Here is a 17,589-nt window from a genome sequence, read left to right on the forward strand (position 1 = left end):
CTGAGACACAAGCTTGTCAGAATAAAGAAGAGCCTGCTTCATACTTAGAAACTGTTTATTCTGATAGCTTGAGAGCGTCTTTTAATTTCGCAACTTCTGATTATGGAGAGTATGGTTTGCCCTCTTGCATAGCTGTATGTTCAACACCAGTGTAACACTTAAAAATTTAATACTAAGTGGGTAAGAGAGATAGCAATGGTTAGTAGAAAACTTGGATGCATTGTGTATATAATAGAAGAAACTATTTCAACTTATTAATTGTTATTAATATATCGTTCAGCATTTGCAAATAACTTATCGCACAATTTTTTCTGTGCCATATACTCTGATGAACCTTCGTTCATACATTCAAGAATTTCTTTAGCTTCTTGATATTCTTTTACCATAACAGCAAATCGTTCTTCGAAGTTATTTTTCTTCGTTTTCTTGCTTGATTTTCTTACTGGTTTTCTCATATCACTTCTTACCTTATAGATCCCAATTTTTTCTTATCGTTCTAACAAAATATTTTCAATTTTATGAATACTATTAGAACCGTCATCTGTACTAGATATCTTACTTTTGTCCGTATTGAATTTATACTTCGTTGATGGTTTTTTCAAAACTCAGTCTCCTTCTCTAACCTGGATATAAAAAACCCTAAACTCTTCCCGCATGAATCTTTAATTTTTCCAGGATTTTCAAATTCAAAATAATGAAAAATTGAGTTCAAAGAGTCTGGCATTTAATCTAGGAAGAATATGACGCTTTAGTACATCACTATTTAACTTATGTATGGTAGCAGACCAAAAACCATCACCATCATGAAAACAACATCTTATAACGAACAAATAAATTTTTGTCCTTTGGTTATTCCCTGTTCACACAGGAAACAATACCAAATATGTCTTTCGATTAGTTTTTCGAATCATCGGACTCATTATTAAATATAAAGAAAAAAGATCTCTCCTATCGAAGAGATCTTTTTATAATCTTTATACTAAAGTAACGTTGCCAGCTTGTGGTCCTTTGTTACCTTGTTCAACATTAAAAGAAACCTTTTGGCCTTCCGCTAATGTTTTGAAACCTTCGCTAGCAATTGATCTGAAATGAACGAATAGGTCAGCGCCACCGTTGTCAGGTGTGATGAATCCAAAGCCTTTAGTTTCGTTAAACCATTTTACTGAGCCAGTTGTTTTATTTGACATAATATCTCTCGATACATTGAATGAATTAAAAAGAAAGCTACTAAATAAGGAATGAAGAAAAAGGTATCGCAGGATAGATATGACGAACTTAATCGAATAAAAACTGAGAAGATCTTGAACTAAATATATTACCAATAGCTCACCGTTTGAGCTGACGACACTATACACTATGTACACATAATAGATATGTATTTCTTCATTTAATTTTATTGTCTATTAAATCAATTACTTAAACCCCAACACCTGGTAAATGTATGGTTACGTAAATTGAAAATCAACAGTATTATTAGAATAATTATTGTAAAACCGATATTCGATACAAGGATGATGCCTGTTTCTAACGTCAAATGGGCCAGTTCTGCATTACGACGATACCATCATATTATGATGACTCTCTCAATCCAAAAACGTTCCATTGCCTCAAAAACATCTGCGTTATGTAGATCCGACATATAGCTATGATTAATAACATAAATTTTCTCTGCTTGCTCTTGAGCTTGAAGTCTTAATTGACTACTCAAGAGAATCGTTCCGTCACTACTTTCACCGAGACTCGAATTCCCTTTTTTATAAGCAAAAATCAATAATTGTGGCGGATGTTGATTTTGAAAGGACTGACACCATCACTTAGTTTGTTAAATCTCGTCATTCTGAACCGCGAGGTACGAGCATGATTCAGAATCTACTAAACAATTTCCGTGTGGTTCAGGTCAGTCATTAGTTTAGAAGCGTACTTTCTGAGATTCCTAGTCTCGTGTGGACTCGCTGGAATGACAGCTTTCACTTGCACCGAGAGTAATACCCCTACTCTATCACTGAAAATAGAACAAAACATAAACACCAAGTTCAAAAAAGACGAGCTAATTGGTTCGCCTTGTATGATCAGGACTTGATGACTCGCTTTTGTGCAAAAAAGAGTCAGCCTAACGGTCTGACTCTTTTGAATGAGAACACACGGTATCGTGGAAGAACTTATAGGGCGGTGGCAGGTTACATTCGCTTTAAAGGTTTAACCACACTGTCTAAACCTTCAATTTTCAGTGCAAGGCAAAGCTTCAACAAATCACCTAGCTCCCCTTCTGGGAAATCCTTCTTATCAAACTAAAAGAAAACAACTTTCTTTGGGAATATCCTTCATTCTATTGCTTTAGCTCACCTATTGCCCTTGGCGGCGTTACTAACCCCATTATTTTAATTACAACAGCAAAGCAACCGTTGACTTGTCTATAGGTTCATAGTTTAAAGTCCACATCTAAATGATTGAGTCCGCCCTTGTCCACACACCTCCAATGGCAGAAACCACGAGCGAGTGATACTTAAAGCGATTCAATCTCAGCAATACTTAGGGTGATTCGGATAACCCGTGAACACTTCCAAGCAAAAGGTCAATCTATGAACGTCAAGCATGAAAGAAACTTCCTAAAGTTATTTTTTCTTTCCATCCTACTGCTAGTACTGTCAGCATTCAGTGGTTTCAGCACAGCGGAACCGCTCGCTAGCTCCCGATACGGCGTTGCGAATACAGACGATGGGGAAATAATTGCCTATAGCGTAACTGGGAGTGGCGATACCGCCATGATCTTTGTTCACGGTTGGAGTCTGGATAGCCGCTTATGGCAAAACCAAATTGATTTCTTTTCGCCCCAATACAAGGTAATCACGCTGGATTTGGCTGGACACGGCAATTCATCGTTCAATCGAAAAGAGTACACCATGCCTGCTTTTGCCAGTGACATTAAAGCGGTAATGAAGAAAGAAGACATCGACAACGCAATTTTGATTGGTCACTCTATGGGCGGCGGCGTAATAGCAGAGGCAGCGAAGCTAATGCCGAAAGAGGTCATTGGCATTATCGGTGTCGATACCTCGCAAAATGTGGCCGCGCCTTTATCGCAGGCCGATCTCAACATGATGACCAAACCATTTGAAGAAGACTTTCACGCTGGTATGACAGAGTTCGTAAAGAATGCGTTCCCAGCAGACGTTGATCCTGATGTGCTGGAATGGGCAACGCAAGATATGGCCTCTGCGCCCAAAGATATCGCACTTAATCAGTTCCGCCATTACTTGGGGCAGTACATCACAGGGGAGTCATATCGCGTATTTGAAAGTATCAATGTGCCTGTGGTGTTAGTAAATGCACGCTTATGGCCGACCGATTCTGAAACCAACAAAAAACACATCAAAAACTACAACGTCTATTTCATTGAGGATTCAGGACACTTCCCAATGCTAGAACAGCCAGAGAAGTTTAATCAGCTTCTCTTAAAAGCAGCGCAATCTATTCAATGATTTACAATATCAAGGCTCTTTTTGTATTAACAAAGAGAGCGTAAACCTTGCGCTTTTTAGATCGCTCGTTAGCTACTCAATTGGAATTTTTTCCAAATGTTGTAATCGTTAACGAGCGGTTTCGGATAATTTTGTAATGACGAGGTTGGAGCAACATGGCGGTCGATTCTGAATAATAACGGCGTTGATTCATTTCATCTGTTTTATGGTATGCACTTTTATTTCTCATTGAACTTCCAAGTTTATATGACTATGTGAAAGTCTAACCTATAACAGCTTCAAGATGGAATCGGTTGGGAATGCCTGATATTTATAGGTATATCAAGTGATCTTCCCCCAAACCCATAGACAGATTACTGGCATTACGAAAACTAAGTCAAATGATGGTTTAGTAGAGTGAGAGGCTAATCAGGCGTAACTTTGAATGGGGCAGAATCGAGTTACCTGTCCCAGGCCAAGCTCAACTAAGGGGTAAACCACAAAGTATGCAGCCTCCCGCTCATCTCTGAAACTCTTCCCCCTCCCTACATGCCTCACATTACTCCTCTATTTGTGGATGAGAGTATTGCTGGTATTTCGGAAGTTGGTCTCTTAAGCTGTCAAATGTTGATCGGGCACTCTGTTTAGATAGCTTATTTATCAGCCAATTTGGCAGTAACCCCCCAGGGTCAGCAAAAGCCTTATACTCTATTAGGGTGGTGCCATTGGTGCGTTTTTTTAGTGTCCAGGTTGCATCAACAGAATGGATGCGAATGTAGCCTTTTTGGTCAGCAAGAGTCGAGCTAGGAGCGTCTTTGATCTTTATCGTGAATGCCTGTTCATCAACCCAATACTTAGAGTAGGTGACCATATCTCGATCTCTTGCAGGCCATGTCGCCAAGAATTGCGTATAGACGATGTTTTCAGTAGCGGAAATTTGATTTAGAACTCGGCTATGGCTTGCTTTATCAATCCAGTGAGGTACATTTTCACTATCTTCTAATAGAGTTAAAAATGCGCCGTAACTGGTTGGAGTAAACATTCTTGCGCGTATCTCAACCAGACCACCTTTATGCTCACGAGAATAAATGCTTATTCCATCACTGTCGCTATCAAGCTGCCAGTAGTTGTTAGTAGCTGCGTTTAATGAACCTGATATTAATACGTTAACCAAGAGCGTACTAACTCGTAAAGCAGCCATGGCTCACCCAACCGATAATTTAACCTTAGTTTTAAGCATAGTAGCATAATGTCGAATCTAGACCTATTTCAGAAAGACTTAACAGCCTGCAAATAAATATGAAATGGTGCTAACTGAAAGTCATTTTTTGCACGTTTCTGGAAGAAAATGCCGCATAGCCCCTTCAGTACCAGCATGAGGAAAAGTATTGCAATCCCAGTGACGTGAACTGCCACTGAGTGATCGCACTAAGAAGAAAAGGGGCAAAAAAGAGTCAGCCTAACGGTCTGACTCTTGTGAATGAGAACACATGGTATCGTGGAAACACTTATAGGGCGGTGGCAGGTTACACTCGCTTACTCCTTAAGCTGATGACCCGTCTTCTTCGCTAGTTCTTGCATCGCCTCGGCAAACGTTGTTGTCCTGCCTTTCGCTTTAACTTGCACTACCTTATACCCCATCTTTTCCAACGCTTGGCGTTCTGCCAAAACAGCGTTGTCACCTTGCTGACTACCTGAGCAGGCTGATGAATGTACCACCCCTCTAGTTGACCATCTTCGACCAATTGGTGGTGTTTCAGTGCATCGATATCAAAATTCATAATAAGTCTTTTAATTTAAAATGGGGAGTTTCTGTGGCAGGTTACATTCGCTTTAAAGGTTTAACCACACTGTCTAAACCTTCAATTTTCAGTGCAAGGCAAAGCTTCAACAAATCACCTAGCTCCCCTTCTGGGAAACCCTTCTTATCGAACCAAAAAACAAGAACTTTCTTCAGGATTTTCTTGCGTATTTCTCGATTCGTTCAACATTGTATGTAAGCTTTGAACATCCAAGCTATGAACTCTAGTTTTGCTAAATATCAGTTTGGAGCAACATCGTAGATTGGTAGAGAGGTGTTCTGCGATCAAAAAAAACTTCTCGATAATCGGCTTGAGATTGAGCAACAAAGATCCAGGGTGAGATCACGAACATTTTCTAAGCATTTCGGCGACCTGAAAGACCCGCGCCAGTCCGCCAAAATCAGTTACCCATTATTCGATGTTCTGTTCTTGGCGGTATGCGCCATCATCGCTGGTGCCGAGGGGTGGGAGGATATCGAGGACTTCGGTGAAATTCACCTCGGTAGGTTCCTGCAAAAAGGTCTATTTAAGGACGGCATGCCAGTTCACGATACCATCGCACGTATTGTTTCACGCCTTGACCCAGCCGAGTTTCAGGCATGCTTTACAAACTGGATGCAAGTGATAACTGAGGGCGAGATTATCGCTATCGACGGCAAAGTCCTGCGTGGCTCCTACGACCGCGAAAGCCACCAGTCGACTCTATTAAGTAAAAGACTTCTCAATAATAGTCAAAAATAACTTATATAATTGGTCCAAGGAAGTTTCACCTATTGAAAAACTGTTAACGTTAAAATCAATCAACCTGAATATCAATGTATAAATCGCAAAAACTGACGCTGTTTCAAATATAGTTACAACAAGAGGATTTTTATATCTTAACAAACGAAATTTTATGAAAAAGCGCGTTATTTTTGTAAATACTGGACTTAAAAAAACAATAACAATTAAACCCACCCCACATCGTGCTACATAGTTCCACTTACTATCCAAATACCAATAAGATAAAATAACAAAAAACTTTAAAATTATTGCCATAAATATCAATATCAATATCAATATTCCTACGGTCTTGAAAAAATTACTCACTCCATTAAAAATATCAACTAAACCAATATTTTTTTTGATTCTTCTTTTTTCTACCCATACAATAAATTTCCATAACTTCAATTGGGATGTTATATTCTTTGAAGTCCATTTGATTATAGTTATAAATAATAGAAACTGACCAATGATTGTAGCACCCGGTGATTTTGACCACCATAATCCTAATAAAGATGGTCTTGACTCAAACAATGCTGTTAGATATTTATTTTTACTTTGAAGTAATATGACCTTTTGATTATTGTTAAAATTTTCTGTGGAATGAACAACAACAGTTTCTCCACTTTTTAATAATCTTACCTCATAATCACTTCCCAAGGGTATTGGCCCAGAACTCACGCTATAATGAATTATTGTTTTTTGGTCAATTACAACTGCCTCATATTCGTCTCCGTTTATTAAAACAAAATAGCTTATAACCTGGGCTAATAAATACCCTAACAAGCCTAATGTTAGGGATAAAGCAAAAAAAAATATTGACATTAAAATTGTCAACACAACAAAAATAACTATATAAGTCATAATATTTTCAAGTCTTTTGTTTTTCATAAAAACATCTTATACGTTATAAATTCAGCAAGCGTAAAATTTACCTTTTATGTATCTTTGGAAGTAAATTACGTTGTGTGAAAGAGCAAATAATAAGATTAGTATAGTTGGGAAAAGCGGCATAATTCACTACTATACCCAAGTGACTTCAAGATGCAGGATTCAGAGCGTTGTCACTGATTCAAGTGCAAGGAAAACAACGAAGCGTAATAACAAGCTATTTCCAAATTGTTTGACGATGAAATTGCTTCATTGACATGCTCCCAAAGTACGAGATGACTTGGGTATATCAAGGGCTTTGTTGCGTAATACAATTAAACTTAATCAGTAACTTACGATCTGATCGGCTACACCCATAACTTCATGTAGCCTCATGCCAAGACCAATACGGGATCACACTTTGTTAACTAATGTGATCTAATAGCGCCAAACGCTCACTACGCACTGCCATCAAATAGATTTCCGCTTCTTCCTCAAAGGTATCCACGTAGAGAGGGATATTCAGGTTGTAGTCATTCTCACGGATCTCATCAAGAGTTGCCACATACGCGTATTTATCCCCGTTGTCGTCACTGCGATAGGTCATCACGATCTTGTCGATGTTCTCTTGTGTCAGTAAGTTCTGTTTTTTGCCTGACTTAAACTCACGTAAGGCATCAATGAACATAACATCGTTGGTGTCTTTCTTTTTCTTGAAGATCAAGATTGACGCTAGAATGCCAGTACCGAAGAACTGTTTCTGGAACGAACCAGAGTAAGTATTCTTCTGGTAAATCAATCAGCACACGTCCTGAGTACTTGCCAAACGGCATTTGTATACGAGCGAGTTTTAATAAGTTTTCTTTTTCTAACATTAACTACGGTGTCTGTCGGGATAAATCTTGGCTAAGAATAACACCCAAGCGATCGACCCACCAGTTTGTTGCATCTTTGGCATCGTCTAAAGAATCAATCAAGGTCGAGAAGTCTTTGTTTCCCGCTTGACGGTCTATTGCGGCAAAAAAATAAGTATCGTTTTGGGCGTCGCTAACCAGTAACTCAACCGTTGCTGAACCTACATTGGTGTGCACACCTGTGGTGGTTTTCGAGATGGTAGAAGTCCCTAAGCCGACAGGCTGAATGCTCGAAGTGACGGCGAATACGGGTTTGGCGTTTCCACATTGTTGATTGCAATACTTAAACGCAATGTTTTCTCTCCCGGTTAGTCGATAACCACACTATCGTATTCATCCAGTTTGTTTTTCAATCGAGTCGCATCACGCAACCCAACTCGCGCCCAAATTAGGTCCACACCACCTTCTGATCCACGCGAAATTCCTTATAAGAAGTGAATTTTCTGCCACTCACAATAGGACCATTAGCACAATCGACTAACACCCCCCCCCAACAAACTGACAGACACACATTTCATTAATAACTTCAACATACCGACTCCTCAAACCTTGAATATACAGTTTGATATTCCATATGACATTAACCAGAATTCATTCACTAAAGTAATGTTTTCGAATCAAGTATTCCGCTTTATACAACGCCATTTCGTGCTAAGGTACGCCGATCAATGGAAAAATAACGAGAAAATAATGAAGTCACCTTGTCGCGCAGCCTGTAAAAATAATGGCGGAATCTGTTCCGGTTGCCACAGAACCATGGGAGAAGTGATTCAGTGGAAAGATAAAACCGATGCACAATGCAATGCGATCATCGAACAAATTAACGGCGTTGACTCCACACACACTTGCCCTAAGTGTGGTACGAATGCGCACTGTGATATTGCTGCGGGGAAAGAGACATGCTGGTGCTTTGATATTGAGACCAGAGATTTACCAAAGCCACAAGAAGGTCAATTGTGCTTATGTCGTAAGTGCTTAGAGAAAAAGCCAGTCGTGTAATACGACTGGCTTCTACGGCACGGAATTACTTTGCTTCAAGCGCAGATGAATCAAACTTTACACCATCCCACCCTGTCACCATAAAGTTACGTATGTTTTGGTGATCACTACCTTCTGGGTGCTGTAAAACATCTTCGCGATAAAAACGACCAAAACACGCCAGCGTTGCGTCCTTATCTAACTTGTTAAGCAAACCAAACGAAAAGATCTTACATGAGCCATTATTCTCTCCTGCGTTGTTTTGCATCTCACCATTGGTAAAAGCCGTTGGAGTAAACTCATAATTCGCCTCAATCGCAGCCACTGTAATTTCAAATTCAATCTTTTCTGGGGATAGTGCCAACACATCCAAAAATTCTTTCAATTCCATTATTCCTAAGTCCTGCAGCCATCATGTCCGTGACATATTTGTTTTATAAAAAGCCCATACAAGAGTCATAAATCATACATATATTCAGAGCCTTATTAAACGACTCGTTAAACAATACGTCGTTATCTGCCTTCATCAGGAATGAACAGATTCCCAAATGACGCACGTTGATCGATTTAAGCCAAGGAGTCAACAGCGCCCAAATTAACACTGGGCGCTTCGTTTGTATTATTACCCTATTCAGCTAGCGCATCACATTTCGACGCGCAGATAAAATCATTCTTATGTAAGCCTTTAATCGAGTGACTCCACCAAGTAATGGTCACTTTGCCCCACTCCAATAAAATCGAAGGGTGATGACATTCATCTTCCGCCAATTCTGCAATTTTGTTGCTAAATGCCCACGCTTGCTTGAAGTTCTTAAATTTGTAGACCTTTTCTAATTGTGGAATATCCTCTCTTTCCATGATCTGCCAATCGGACAATTGCAGCAGTAGAGACTGTTGTTCATCTTTACTGAGTGCAATAGCATCGTGACTACAAGCTTCGCATTTTTGTTCATTCAACATGAGCAGATTCCTTTGGTTCAAAAAGTGGTGGAAGCAATCCAGCTTCAATAGCAAGATCGGCTTGTTTTAATAAATTAAGCTGACTAATTTGGAAAAGCTGTGACAGATCGTCAATCACATAATATTTCGGCTGCATGATGTCGATGCGATAAGGCGTTCTTAAAACCGTTTGCAGGTCAAACTCATCACGAATCGCAGCATCACTGCCCAATGAATAGATGGTTTCTCCCGGAGATGAAAGGATACCGCCACCGTAAATCTTAGTTTGATTCCCTTCTTTTACTAAACCAAATTCAACAGTAAACCAGTACAGGCGCGCAAGGTACGCTCGCTGCTTGGGTGTCGCAGCTTGCCCTAGTTGGCCATAATGTTCAGTGAAAACGGCAAAATCCGGGTTGGTAAGCATGGCACAATGACCAAAAATTTCGTGAAAGAAATCTGGCTCTTGTAAATAATCAAATTCCTCACGAGTTCGCAGGAAAGTAGCAACCGGAAAATGTTTATTACTAAGTAAATTGAAAAAGCGATCAAAGTTAATCAATGCCGGAACAGGCTCTACTTGCCAGCCAGTCGTTTCCATCAATACCTGGTTAATTTCAGAAAGTTGAGGGACACGATCCTTAGGCAAATCAAGTAGCTTCAACCCATGTAAGTAAGCAGCACACGCACGCCCCTCGATCACACTCATCTGACGAGAAACCAAATCACGCCAGATAGCATCTTCTTCGCGGCTCCATTCCACTCGGCCATCCTGGTTCGTTGGTTTCGAATGATACTGAGTCATCGCACACCCCACTTAAATGTTCTTTCACCTTAAGCCTATCCATACTCGGTTTAGCTTCCAATTCCGCAAGCGCTTTCCTTCGCCAATCCGCCCGTAACATTATCTTTACATTTATATGTAAGGTAATGATTTAACTGATAAGTAATATTCTCCACTCGGTTTGACTTTATAGGATATTCACTCCAGACTGAAACTGTTAAAACGTTGTTACAGAGGGTGCTATGCACGAGAGCAATAGAGTCTGGAAGCCGACGCAAGATCGAATCGAACAAGCCAATATCACGCAATTCATCGAGCATATAAATCGACAAGGATTCGAGCTTAAAGACTATCCTGATTTGCACCAATGGTCTTTAGAACATCACGAACATTTCTGGCAAGAGGTGTGGCAATTTTGCGACTTAATCGGCACGCAAGGTGAAACAGTAAAAATGCAAGGAGAAAGCCGTTGGCAAATGCCAATTCCGAACCGAGATACGGTGTGGTTCCCCCAAGCAAAAATTAACTACGCAGAAAACCTGCTGAGCTTGGCAGTTCAACAAGCTGATGATCTGGCGATTTGGTTCGAAAATGAACGCGGTCACAACCAAACCTACACATGGCAACAGGTGTGTGAGGAAGTTTCAAGCATCCAGCAATGGTTGAAAGAGTGCGGTATTGAGCGAGGGGATGTGGTGGCTGGTTATCTGCCGCATATGCCACAAACCATTATTGCCATGCTTGCCACCACCAGCTTAGGGGCAGCATGGACATCAACTTCTCCAGATTTTGGCATAGAAAGTGTCATCGAACGCTTTGGTCAGGTAAGGCCTAAAGTACTATTTACTTGTGATGGTTATACGTTCAGTGGCAAAACTTTTGATATGTCAGAAAAGAACCAATACATTGCTGATCACCTTCCCGGAATAAAGCAGGTGTGCCAAATTGGGTATCTAAAACCGCACGTGTTTGAATGTGATGTTTGCACTCAGGATTGGCAAAGTCTGTTAAATCAATACACACCAGAGCCACTCACTTTTGACCGCATCCCCTTCAACGATCCACTATTTATTCTGTACTCCTCTGGTACGACAGGAAAACCAAAATGCATTGTCCATTCTGTTGGAGGGACAATGCTTAACCACCTAAAAGAGCATCAACTTCACTGTGATATTCAACCCAATGACCGTGTATTTTATTACACGACCTGCGGCTGGATGATGTGGAATTGGCATGTTTCCACTCTCGCTAGCGGTGCATGTTTAGTTATCTACGATGGGAATCCAGTTTATCCGAGCAATAATGTCCTTTGGGACTTGGCAGAACGTGCCGATGTGTCGCTCTTTGGTACTTCCGCTAAATATCTAGAAGCCATTGAGAAAGCGAAACTGTCTCCTATTCAACAATTCTCGCTTCCGGCCCTCAAAACGCTTTGCTCCACAGGATCTGTACTTTACCCAGAGCAATTTGATTACGTCTACAAGCACATTAGAAAAGACCTCCACTTAGCATCGATTTCCGGTGGTACTGATATATGTGGCTGTTTTGTATTAGGTAACCCTATTTCTCCTGTCTATCGAGGTGAATGCCAAAGTGCCGGACTCGGCGTTGACGTGAGAGTATGTGACGACCAAGGGAAAAACGTCACCAATCAACGTGGTGAATTGGTTTGCGCCAATTCACTGCCTAACTTCCCCGCCGGGTTCTGGAACGACACCGGAGAGCGCTACCACCATGCTTACTGGGATAAGTTCGATAATATTTGGCATCATGGGGACGACGTGAAAAAAAGCAGTAACGGTGGGTATATCTTTTATGGTCGTAGTGATACTACTCTCAATCCCGGCGGTGTCAGAATTGGCACGGCTGAGATCTATCAACAGGTGAATGCGATTGAAGGCATTCTTGATTCTATTGCCGTTGGAAAAGAGGTAAACAGAAACGAGCAGATATGGTTATTTGTTCAACTGACTCAAGATATGACGCTAACGGATGAGCTTATTGCACACATAAAAGCGACTCTTAAAGCCTCGTGCTCTCCAAGACACGTACCAAGCCAAATCTTTGCCATCAGTGACATTCCGAAAACTCACTCTGGTAAGTTAGTTGAACTCGCCGTCAAACAAGTCGTCAACGGGCACTCGATCGAGAACATAGGAGCAATCGCTAATCCAGGAGTGTTGGACGAGATAAAAACAGTCGTCTCTAGCTAAGACAATAACAAAAAAGCGAGCTATTAAGCTCGCTTCTCTCATGTACTTTAACGGAAATTAACGGCGGCCTACGCCCATTAATACCGACATCGTTTCGCCTTCAGAAGTGATTTCAAACACCTTTTTAGATTCTACGTCATTAAAACCTGCGGTAAGCAGTGCACTTTCTGATTTCGCTAGCGTGAAGCCTTCTTTGGATGACTGTGCCACCCAATCAAAGTGAACGAAATAGCCATCTTTATTTAACAATGAGCGCGAGATCTCGAGAGACGTTTCAACGTCATCTACAAATGTCAACACAGATGATGCAACAACAAGATCAAATTGCCCACGAAATGCTGGATGTTGAGCGACCAAGCCACGACTCAATGCATCAACCACTGGCTCTACATTAAGCAGCACTTTTTTATCAAGCTCTTCGATCATCGCTTCCGATGCGTCTAGCGCCACGATATCTTTCACGAACGGAGACAATAACTGGCTTAGTTGTCCCGTCCCACATCCAAAGTCCAATACTTTAATGCCATCAAGCTGAGTAAGTTGTTGTAACTGTGCAAACACCGACTGAGCAAATTGTTCTGTTGCTGGGTTTGATTCCCACCGCTTTGCTAAGCCATCCCAATCTTGTGCCATCTTGGCCTCCATGTTCACTTCTTGTAACCCCCATAGATTACCCGAAAAACGTTAAAACACCATAGACTTATCTGGCAGTTCAGTGTTTTTTTCGATAATCTTTCTAGGCATAGGGCATCCATTCCAGAATGTTTTTCGTTGTCGCCATTTCTTTTAAGGTTCCTTTTAATCATGAACTTAACTCAAGTTGAAGCCTTTTGTACCATTGCCGAGTGCGGATCCGTCTCTGAGGCAGCGCGTCAATTAGACTGCAATCGAACCAAACTTAGTATGTCCATCAAAGCGTTAGAGAAAGACCTTGATGTCGAGTTATTTAATCGAACCGGCAACCAGTTAATGCTGTCAGAAGCTGGTAAAGCCATCTATAAAGACTGTGAAAGCTTACTTGTGACGGCACAGCGCATCAGGAAAACGTGCGATCTCGTTTCAGATGGCTTTAACGCCGAAATTTGGGTCGCACGCGATGACTCCCTACCCGATGAACTTTGGCAAGAACTTTCCCATACACTCAATAATCGCTTTCCTTCGACTACCTTTAACCTCATTTTGGCTTCTAGTGGTGATTTGGCAAACTTGGTGAGCACCCAGCAAGTTGATTTTGCTTTTGGCGTCGATTACGAACGCGTTGACGACCCACACATTGTCTATAACCCACTGGGTAAAATTCGTATGATGTCAGTGTGCAGCTTTGATCATCGTTTAAGTAAAATGCGTCGTGTCACCGATGAGGACTTGCGCAACCAAATGCAAGCTTTGATGGTGTATTTGAGCGAGAAAGACAACCCAGAACTGCAACCGTTTTCTACCCGATACATCGGCTTCTCTAGCTTCGATTACATGCTCAATACTATTTTGGAAGAAGATGCATGGGGAGTCTTGCCTGAACCTTTGATCCGACACTACTTGCGAAACCAGAAACTAGCGGTGATCAAACACACTTACGGTTTGACCCAGGAGGATTACTGCATGTTCGTTCCAAACGGCCAAACCGAGCACCCTGCAATGAGTTGGCTGGCTGATAAATTAAGCGAATATTTATTCGACTTCTAAACACGCCACAGTGAGCGTCAAATTATTTGACAGCAAAAATCAAGCGTAAACCTTTGATAAAAAAGAAAATAATAACAAAATGGCAATTCATCATCTAAATGTCACACAGTTTCTATTTGCTTAAATTACTCGCACCGGAAAGAATGTCACGGTTTAAAAACTAAAGGCATCGATTATGTGTGACAGGACAAGCAAAAAAGAAAACCGTATCTTAACCTTCTCAGCCCTTTTAGCGTCAGGGTTTGCGATTGGAGGGATAGTACTTGGCTTGCTTGTTGGGTCTATTGTCATTGTATTTGACGGTGTGTATTCTCTGGTCAGCCTGCTGTTAACTTTATTGTCACTGGCAGCCTCGTACTACATCAGCAAGCCATCAAAGTCTATTTTTCCTTTCGGTAAAGCTGTACTAGAACCAATCGTTATCTCGATCAAAGCAGCCGTAATTTTGATTGTTGTAGCCTTCTCATTGTTTTCAGCACTAACAGCCTTAATGTCCGGTGGTCGTGAGATCAATGCTTCTATCGCGACCATCTTCGGTATTGTAAATGTGGTTGGTTGTGGTTATGCATGGTGGTTTATGACGAAGAAAAGTCGTCGCGTGTCATCAGGTCTAATCGAAGCTGAGAAAAAGCAATGGCAAATGGACACGCTATTGAGCGTAGCCGTAACCGCAGGCTTTGTCGTTGCATGGTTATTATCACTAACGCCATACGCACATTACGCAGTGTATGCTGACCCGATGATGATGTTACTTATGGGCTTCTACTTCTTGAAGGTACCGTTTGATATGTTAGTTGGAGCGCTACGTGAACTGTTAATGATGTCACCAAATAAAGAGCTTTGTCAAAGTGTAGGAAAAGACGTTTTCGAAATTGAAAGAGTAACCGAGCACCAGTTGAAACTGGCAGGTGTGACAAAAGTTGGTCAGGAGTTACGCGTGAATGTTGATGTCCACGTAGATGACAACATGCTAGAGCTAGACACACTAGAACACACTCGTAAACAACTGACAAAGCGTTTATCTAAGCATCGATTTAAACTACAGTTACAATTGAACGTTGCTTATTAGAGCATCGAATTGAGACATTGGAACTAACAGTAAAAACTCCTTTATCGGGAGTTTTTCATTTCTTCGATAAGTGAACTCGCCTCCCCCCTTTATTGACTGAAGTTACCTCGCATGTAAATGCGGCGAACAAGGGGGAGAGCTATTCGCTGCTAACTTGATCTCCCCGTCCTTCTGCTAGTAACTTGCCCAGCGATCTCGCGCTTCTCTTTAGTAACTAACCAACACGTCAGCGAACCAACCGTTACCATTACAGCACCCAGCCAGAAACTAGGGCTTAGCGTGACACCAAGAATAATAGAAGAAAACAGAGCAGAAAAAATCGGTGTAAAGTAAGACAGCGTTGCAAAAAACACCATATTGCCGCCAACAATCGCGATATTCCAAAGACCATAACCACCAGCCATCAAAACCGCAGACGCCAACAAGTACCCCATCGCCTCCCAACTGAATACCATTGGCGACTCATCAGTAAAGGCATATTTGATCCACAAAGATACCGCTGTCGCGATAAAGAATAAAGTGATCGCGTTGTGCTTCGATTGTTGTCTTTGAGTCAGGTTGCAATACACAGCCCAAATTATCGCCCCAGTAAACGCCATAATATACACTAGCGGATTGCTACTAATATTGGCCACTAATTGCTTTGGAGATAAACCATTATCACCACTGACTGTCCAAGCTACTCCAATAAACGCCAAGGTTACCGCTGGATACAATAACCAGTTTGGCTTTTTATTACTCGCCAGCACAGCAAACAACACTGTCAGCGCCGGCCAGAGATAATTAACAATAGCGACTTCAATCGCTTGTGAGCGAGAGTTAGAGTATCCCAATGCCAGCGCAAGCAAGATCTCGTAGCTGACAAACATCGCTCCACCCAGAACTAAATACTTGGGTGAGAAATTCGACAGTTTTGGAATGCCAACGACAATCAACAGAAAAACAGCGCTTAGCGAGTACAGCATCGCTGATCCCCCTACGGGTCCCAAACTTTCTGTCACCAACCTTGCGATGCCCAGTAAACAGCTCCAAGAGAGAATGGCGATACAACCATAAAGAGTGAAACGAAACTGATAGGATTGCATGTTATCTATGTGACCTACTGCTCATGAATGCCAAAGGAAAGTGCAGCTTAACTCAAAAATGATCCGCTTCAACGTACTCTTTTTCCAAAATCGGTATAAAAATATTTCTATTAAGTGGTTGGAGTCGATATGAAACATTTTTTACCTTCGAGTGTCATGCTGACACCCTTTGTTGTGCACTACTATGAAGAAGATGACGAAAGTGTAAACGTTGAAACGAATTCGGAAGCACAGAGTCTAGACAGTAATAAACAACCAAAGGAACGTTCAGAGTAAAGGATTCAATCATGAAAAAAGTTGCGGTTATTTTGAGTGGTTCAGGCGTCTATGACGGCTCTGAAATCCACGAAACTGTATTGGCGTTGTATGCCATTGAGAAAGCAGGGGCAACCTGGCACTGTTTTGCTCCTAACATTAACCAACTCCATGTAATCAACCACCTAACGGGTGAAGAGATGAATGAAACACGTAATGTGTTAGTGGAATCCGCACGTATCGCACGCGGCAACATTAATGATGTTGCAAAACTTAATGTCGATGAGTTCGATGCCCTACTTCTACCTGGCGGCTTTGGTGCAGCGAAAAATCTAACCGACTTTGCCGTTTCTGGTGCGGAATGTTCAATCAACACACACGTAGCACAAGCGTGTCGCGCTTTTGCACAAGCAGGCAAACCCGCTGGCTACTTGTGTATTGCACCGACCATTATCCCTATGATTTACGGCCAAGGAGTGCAAGGCACAATTGGTAGCGATGAAGCCACAGCAGCGGCATTTGATTATATGGGTGGCGAGCATGTGAGTTGTCTGGTGGATGAGATCCATTTCGATGAAAAACACAATGTACTTTCTACGCCAGCCTATATGTTAGCGGAAAATATCTTACAAGCTGCTTCAGGCATCGAAAAACTGGTTAATAAGTTAGTCGAAATCGCCTAAATAGAAAACGTTTGCTTATAAAGTGTCAAACGCATCCCCGTTGATAGATAACCTATTAATGGGGCTTTCTTATACTTTAGTCTAATTGAGGTGT

At 41.4% G+C, this 17,589-nt stretch carries 15 protein-coding genes and 7 pseudogenes; 7 read left to right on the plus strand and 15 right to left on the minus strand.

The window, feature by feature from the left end; genetic code table 11:
- Positions 1–254: 254 nt before the first annotated feature.
- The 3 genes and pseudogenes from AK965_RS07335 to AK965_RS07350 all read right to left on the minus strand — a co-directional run.
- The gene (locus AK965_RS07335; RefSeq protein WP_099079007.1) at positions 255–455 is read right to left on the minus strand and encodes a hypothetical protein; all 201 of its coding nucleotides are present in this window, start codon (positions 453–455) and stop codon (positions 255–257) included.
- Positions 456–974: 519 nt separating this feature from the next.
- Positions 975–1,187 carry a cold-shock protein gene (locus AK965_RS07340; protein WP_099079008.1) on the minus strand — a complete coding sequence of 71 codons (213 nt, stop codon included), beginning with the start codon at positions 1,185–1,187 and terminating at the stop codon, positions 975–977.
- Positions 1,188–2,177: 990 nt separating this feature from the next.
- Positions 2,178–2,312, minus strand: a pseudogene (locus tag AK965_RS07350) (DUF3820 family protein); the annotation flags it as partial.
- Positions 2,313–2,579: 267 nt separating this feature from the next.
- Between AK965_RS07350 and AK965_RS07355 the strand changes: the two are divergent.
- Positions 2,580–3,479 carry an alpha/beta fold hydrolase gene (locus AK965_RS07355; protein ID WP_099079010.1) on the plus strand — a complete coding sequence of 300 codons (900 nt, stop codon included), beginning with the start codon at positions 2,580–2,582 and terminating at the stop codon, positions 3,477–3,479.
- Positions 3,480–4,017: 538 nt separating this feature from the next.
- Here AK965_RS07355 and AK965_RS07360 read toward each other — a convergent pair.
- The 3 genes and pseudogenes from AK965_RS07360 to AK965_RS07370 form a co-directional block, all read right to left on the minus strand.
- Positions 4,018–4,659 (minus strand): START domain-containing protein, encoded by a 642-nt coding sequence (locus AK965_RS07360; RefSeq protein ID WP_099079011.1) that lies wholly within the window; start codon positions 4,657–4,659, stop codon positions 4,018–4,020.
- A gap of 335 nt (positions 4,660–4,994) precedes the next feature.
- A pseudogene (locus AK965_RS07365) lies at positions 4,995–5,239 on the minus strand (hypothetical protein).
- A 41-nt stretch (positions 5,240–5,280) separates the two neighbouring features.
- Positions 5,281–5,400, minus strand: a pseudogene (locus tag AK965_RS07370) (DUF3820 family protein); the annotation flags it as partial.
- Positions 5,401–5,596: 196 nt separating this feature from the next.
- Here AK965_RS07370 and AK965_RS07375 point away from each other — a divergent pair.
- Positions 5,597–5,965: pseudogene (locus tag AK965_RS07375) on the plus strand (ISAs1 family transposase); the annotation flags it as partial.
- Here the strand turns inward: AK965_RS07375 and AK965_RS07380 are convergent.
- The 4 genes and pseudogenes from AK965_RS07380 to AK965_RS07400 form a co-directional block, all read right to left on the minus strand.
- The gene (locus AK965_RS07380; protein ID WP_099079012.1) at positions 5,966–6,913 is read right to left on the minus strand and encodes a hypothetical protein; all 948 of its coding nucleotides are present in this window, start codon (positions 6,911–6,913) and stop codon (positions 5,966–5,968) included.
- A gap of 403 nt (positions 6,914–7,316) precedes the next feature.
- Positions 7,317–7,655: pseudogene (locus tag AK965_RS07390) on the minus strand (N-6 DNA methylase); the annotation flags it as partial.
- 4 nt (positions 7,656–7,659) lie between these two features.
- Positions 7,660–7,767 (minus strand): annotated as a pseudogene (locus tag AK965_RS07395) (DUF3820 family protein); the annotation flags it as partial.
- Between the two features lie 3 nt (positions 7,768–7,770).
- Positions 7,771–8,290 (minus strand): annotated as a pseudogene (locus tag AK965_RS07400) (DUF3313 family protein).
- Positions 8,291–8,496: 206 nt separating this feature from the next.
- On the opposite strand from AK965_RS07400, the gene AK965_RS07405 reads away from it, so the two are divergent.
- Positions 8,497–8,805, plus strand: a complete 309-nt coding sequence (locus tag AK965_RS07405; protein ID WP_099079014.1) for a cysteine-rich CWC family protein — start codon at positions 8,497–8,499, stop codon at positions 8,803–8,805.
- Positions 8,806–8,830: 25 nt separating this feature from the next.
- Here the strand turns inward: AK965_RS07405 and AK965_RS07410 are convergent, their stop codons facing one another.
- From AK965_RS07410 to phhA, 3 genes are all read right to left on the minus strand, one after another.
- Entirely contained in the window at positions 8,831–9,175 is a 345-nt protein-coding gene (locus AK965_RS07410; protein ID WP_099079015.1) for a HopJ type III effector protein, read from the minus strand.
- A gap of 236 nt (positions 9,176–9,411) precedes the next feature.
- The gene (locus tag AK965_RS07415) at positions 9,412–9,744 is read right to left on the minus strand and encodes a 4a-hydroxytetrahydrobiopterin dehydratase (protein ID WP_099079016.1); all 333 of its coding nucleotides are present in this window, start codon (positions 9,742–9,744) and stop codon (positions 9,412–9,414) included.
- Entirely contained in the window at positions 9,734–10,528 is a 795-nt protein-coding gene (gene phhA / locus AK965_RS07420; protein ID WP_099079017.1) for a phenylalanine 4-monooxygenase, read from the minus strand. Before phhA ends, AK965_RS07415 begins: the two co-directional genes overlap by 11 nt.
- Positions 10,529–10,749: 221 nt before the next feature.
- Between phhA and AK965_RS07425 the strand changes: the two genes are divergently transcribed.
- Positions 10,750–12,720, plus strand: a complete 1,971-nt coding sequence (locus tag AK965_RS07425; protein ID WP_099079018.1) for an acetoacetate--CoA ligase — start codon at positions 10,750–10,752, stop codon at positions 12,718–12,720.
- A 57-nt stretch (positions 12,721–12,777) separates the two neighbouring features.
- Here the strand turns inward: AK965_RS07425 and AK965_RS07430 are convergent, their stop codons facing one another.
- Complete coding sequence (locus AK965_RS07430; protein WP_172438102.1) at positions 12,778–13,353, minus strand: class I SAM-dependent methyltransferase; 576 nt, start codon at positions 13,351–13,353, stop codon at positions 12,778–12,780.
- Positions 13,354–13,524: 171 nt separating this feature from the next.
- Here AK965_RS07430 and AK965_RS07435 point away from each other — a divergent pair, with 171 nt between their 5' ends.
- Together AK965_RS07435 and AK965_RS07440 are read left to right on the plus strand one after the other, a co-directional pair.
- The gene (locus tag AK965_RS07435) at positions 13,525–14,403 is read left to right on the plus strand and encodes a LysR family transcriptional regulator (protein WP_099079020.1); all 879 of its coding nucleotides are present in this window, start codon (positions 13,525–13,527) and stop codon (positions 14,401–14,403) included.
- A gap of 175 nt (positions 14,404–14,578) precedes the next feature.
- Positions 14,579–15,472, plus strand: coding sequence for a cation diffusion facilitator family transporter (locus AK965_RS07440; RefSeq protein ID WP_099079021.1), 894 nt, complete (start codon positions 14,579–14,581; stop codon positions 15,470–15,472).
- A gap of 149 nt (positions 15,473–15,621) precedes the next feature.
- Here the strand turns inward: AK965_RS07440 and yddG are convergent, their stop codons facing one another.
- On the minus strand, positions 15,622–16,557 hold the full coding sequence (gene yddG, locus AK965_RS07445; RefSeq protein ID WP_099079022.1) for an aromatic amino acid DMT transporter YddG: 936 nt from the start codon (positions 16,555–16,557) through the stop codon (positions 15,622–15,624).
- A gap of 287 nt (positions 16,558–16,844) precedes the next feature.
- Here yddG and elbB point away from each other — a divergent pair, with 287 nt between their 5' ends.
- Positions 16,845–17,495 carry an isoprenoid biosynthesis glyoxalase ElbB gene (elbB, locus tag AK965_RS07450; RefSeq protein ID WP_099079023.1) on the plus strand — a complete coding sequence of 217 codons (651 nt, stop codon included), beginning with the start codon at positions 16,845–16,847 and terminating at the stop codon, positions 17,493–17,495.
- Positions 17,496–17,589 lie beyond the last annotated feature (94 nt).

The organism is Vibrio sp. PID17_43, assembly GCF_002608565.1.
GTDB lineage: Bacteria > Pseudomonadota > Gammaproteobacteria > Enterobacterales > Vibrionaceae > Vibrio.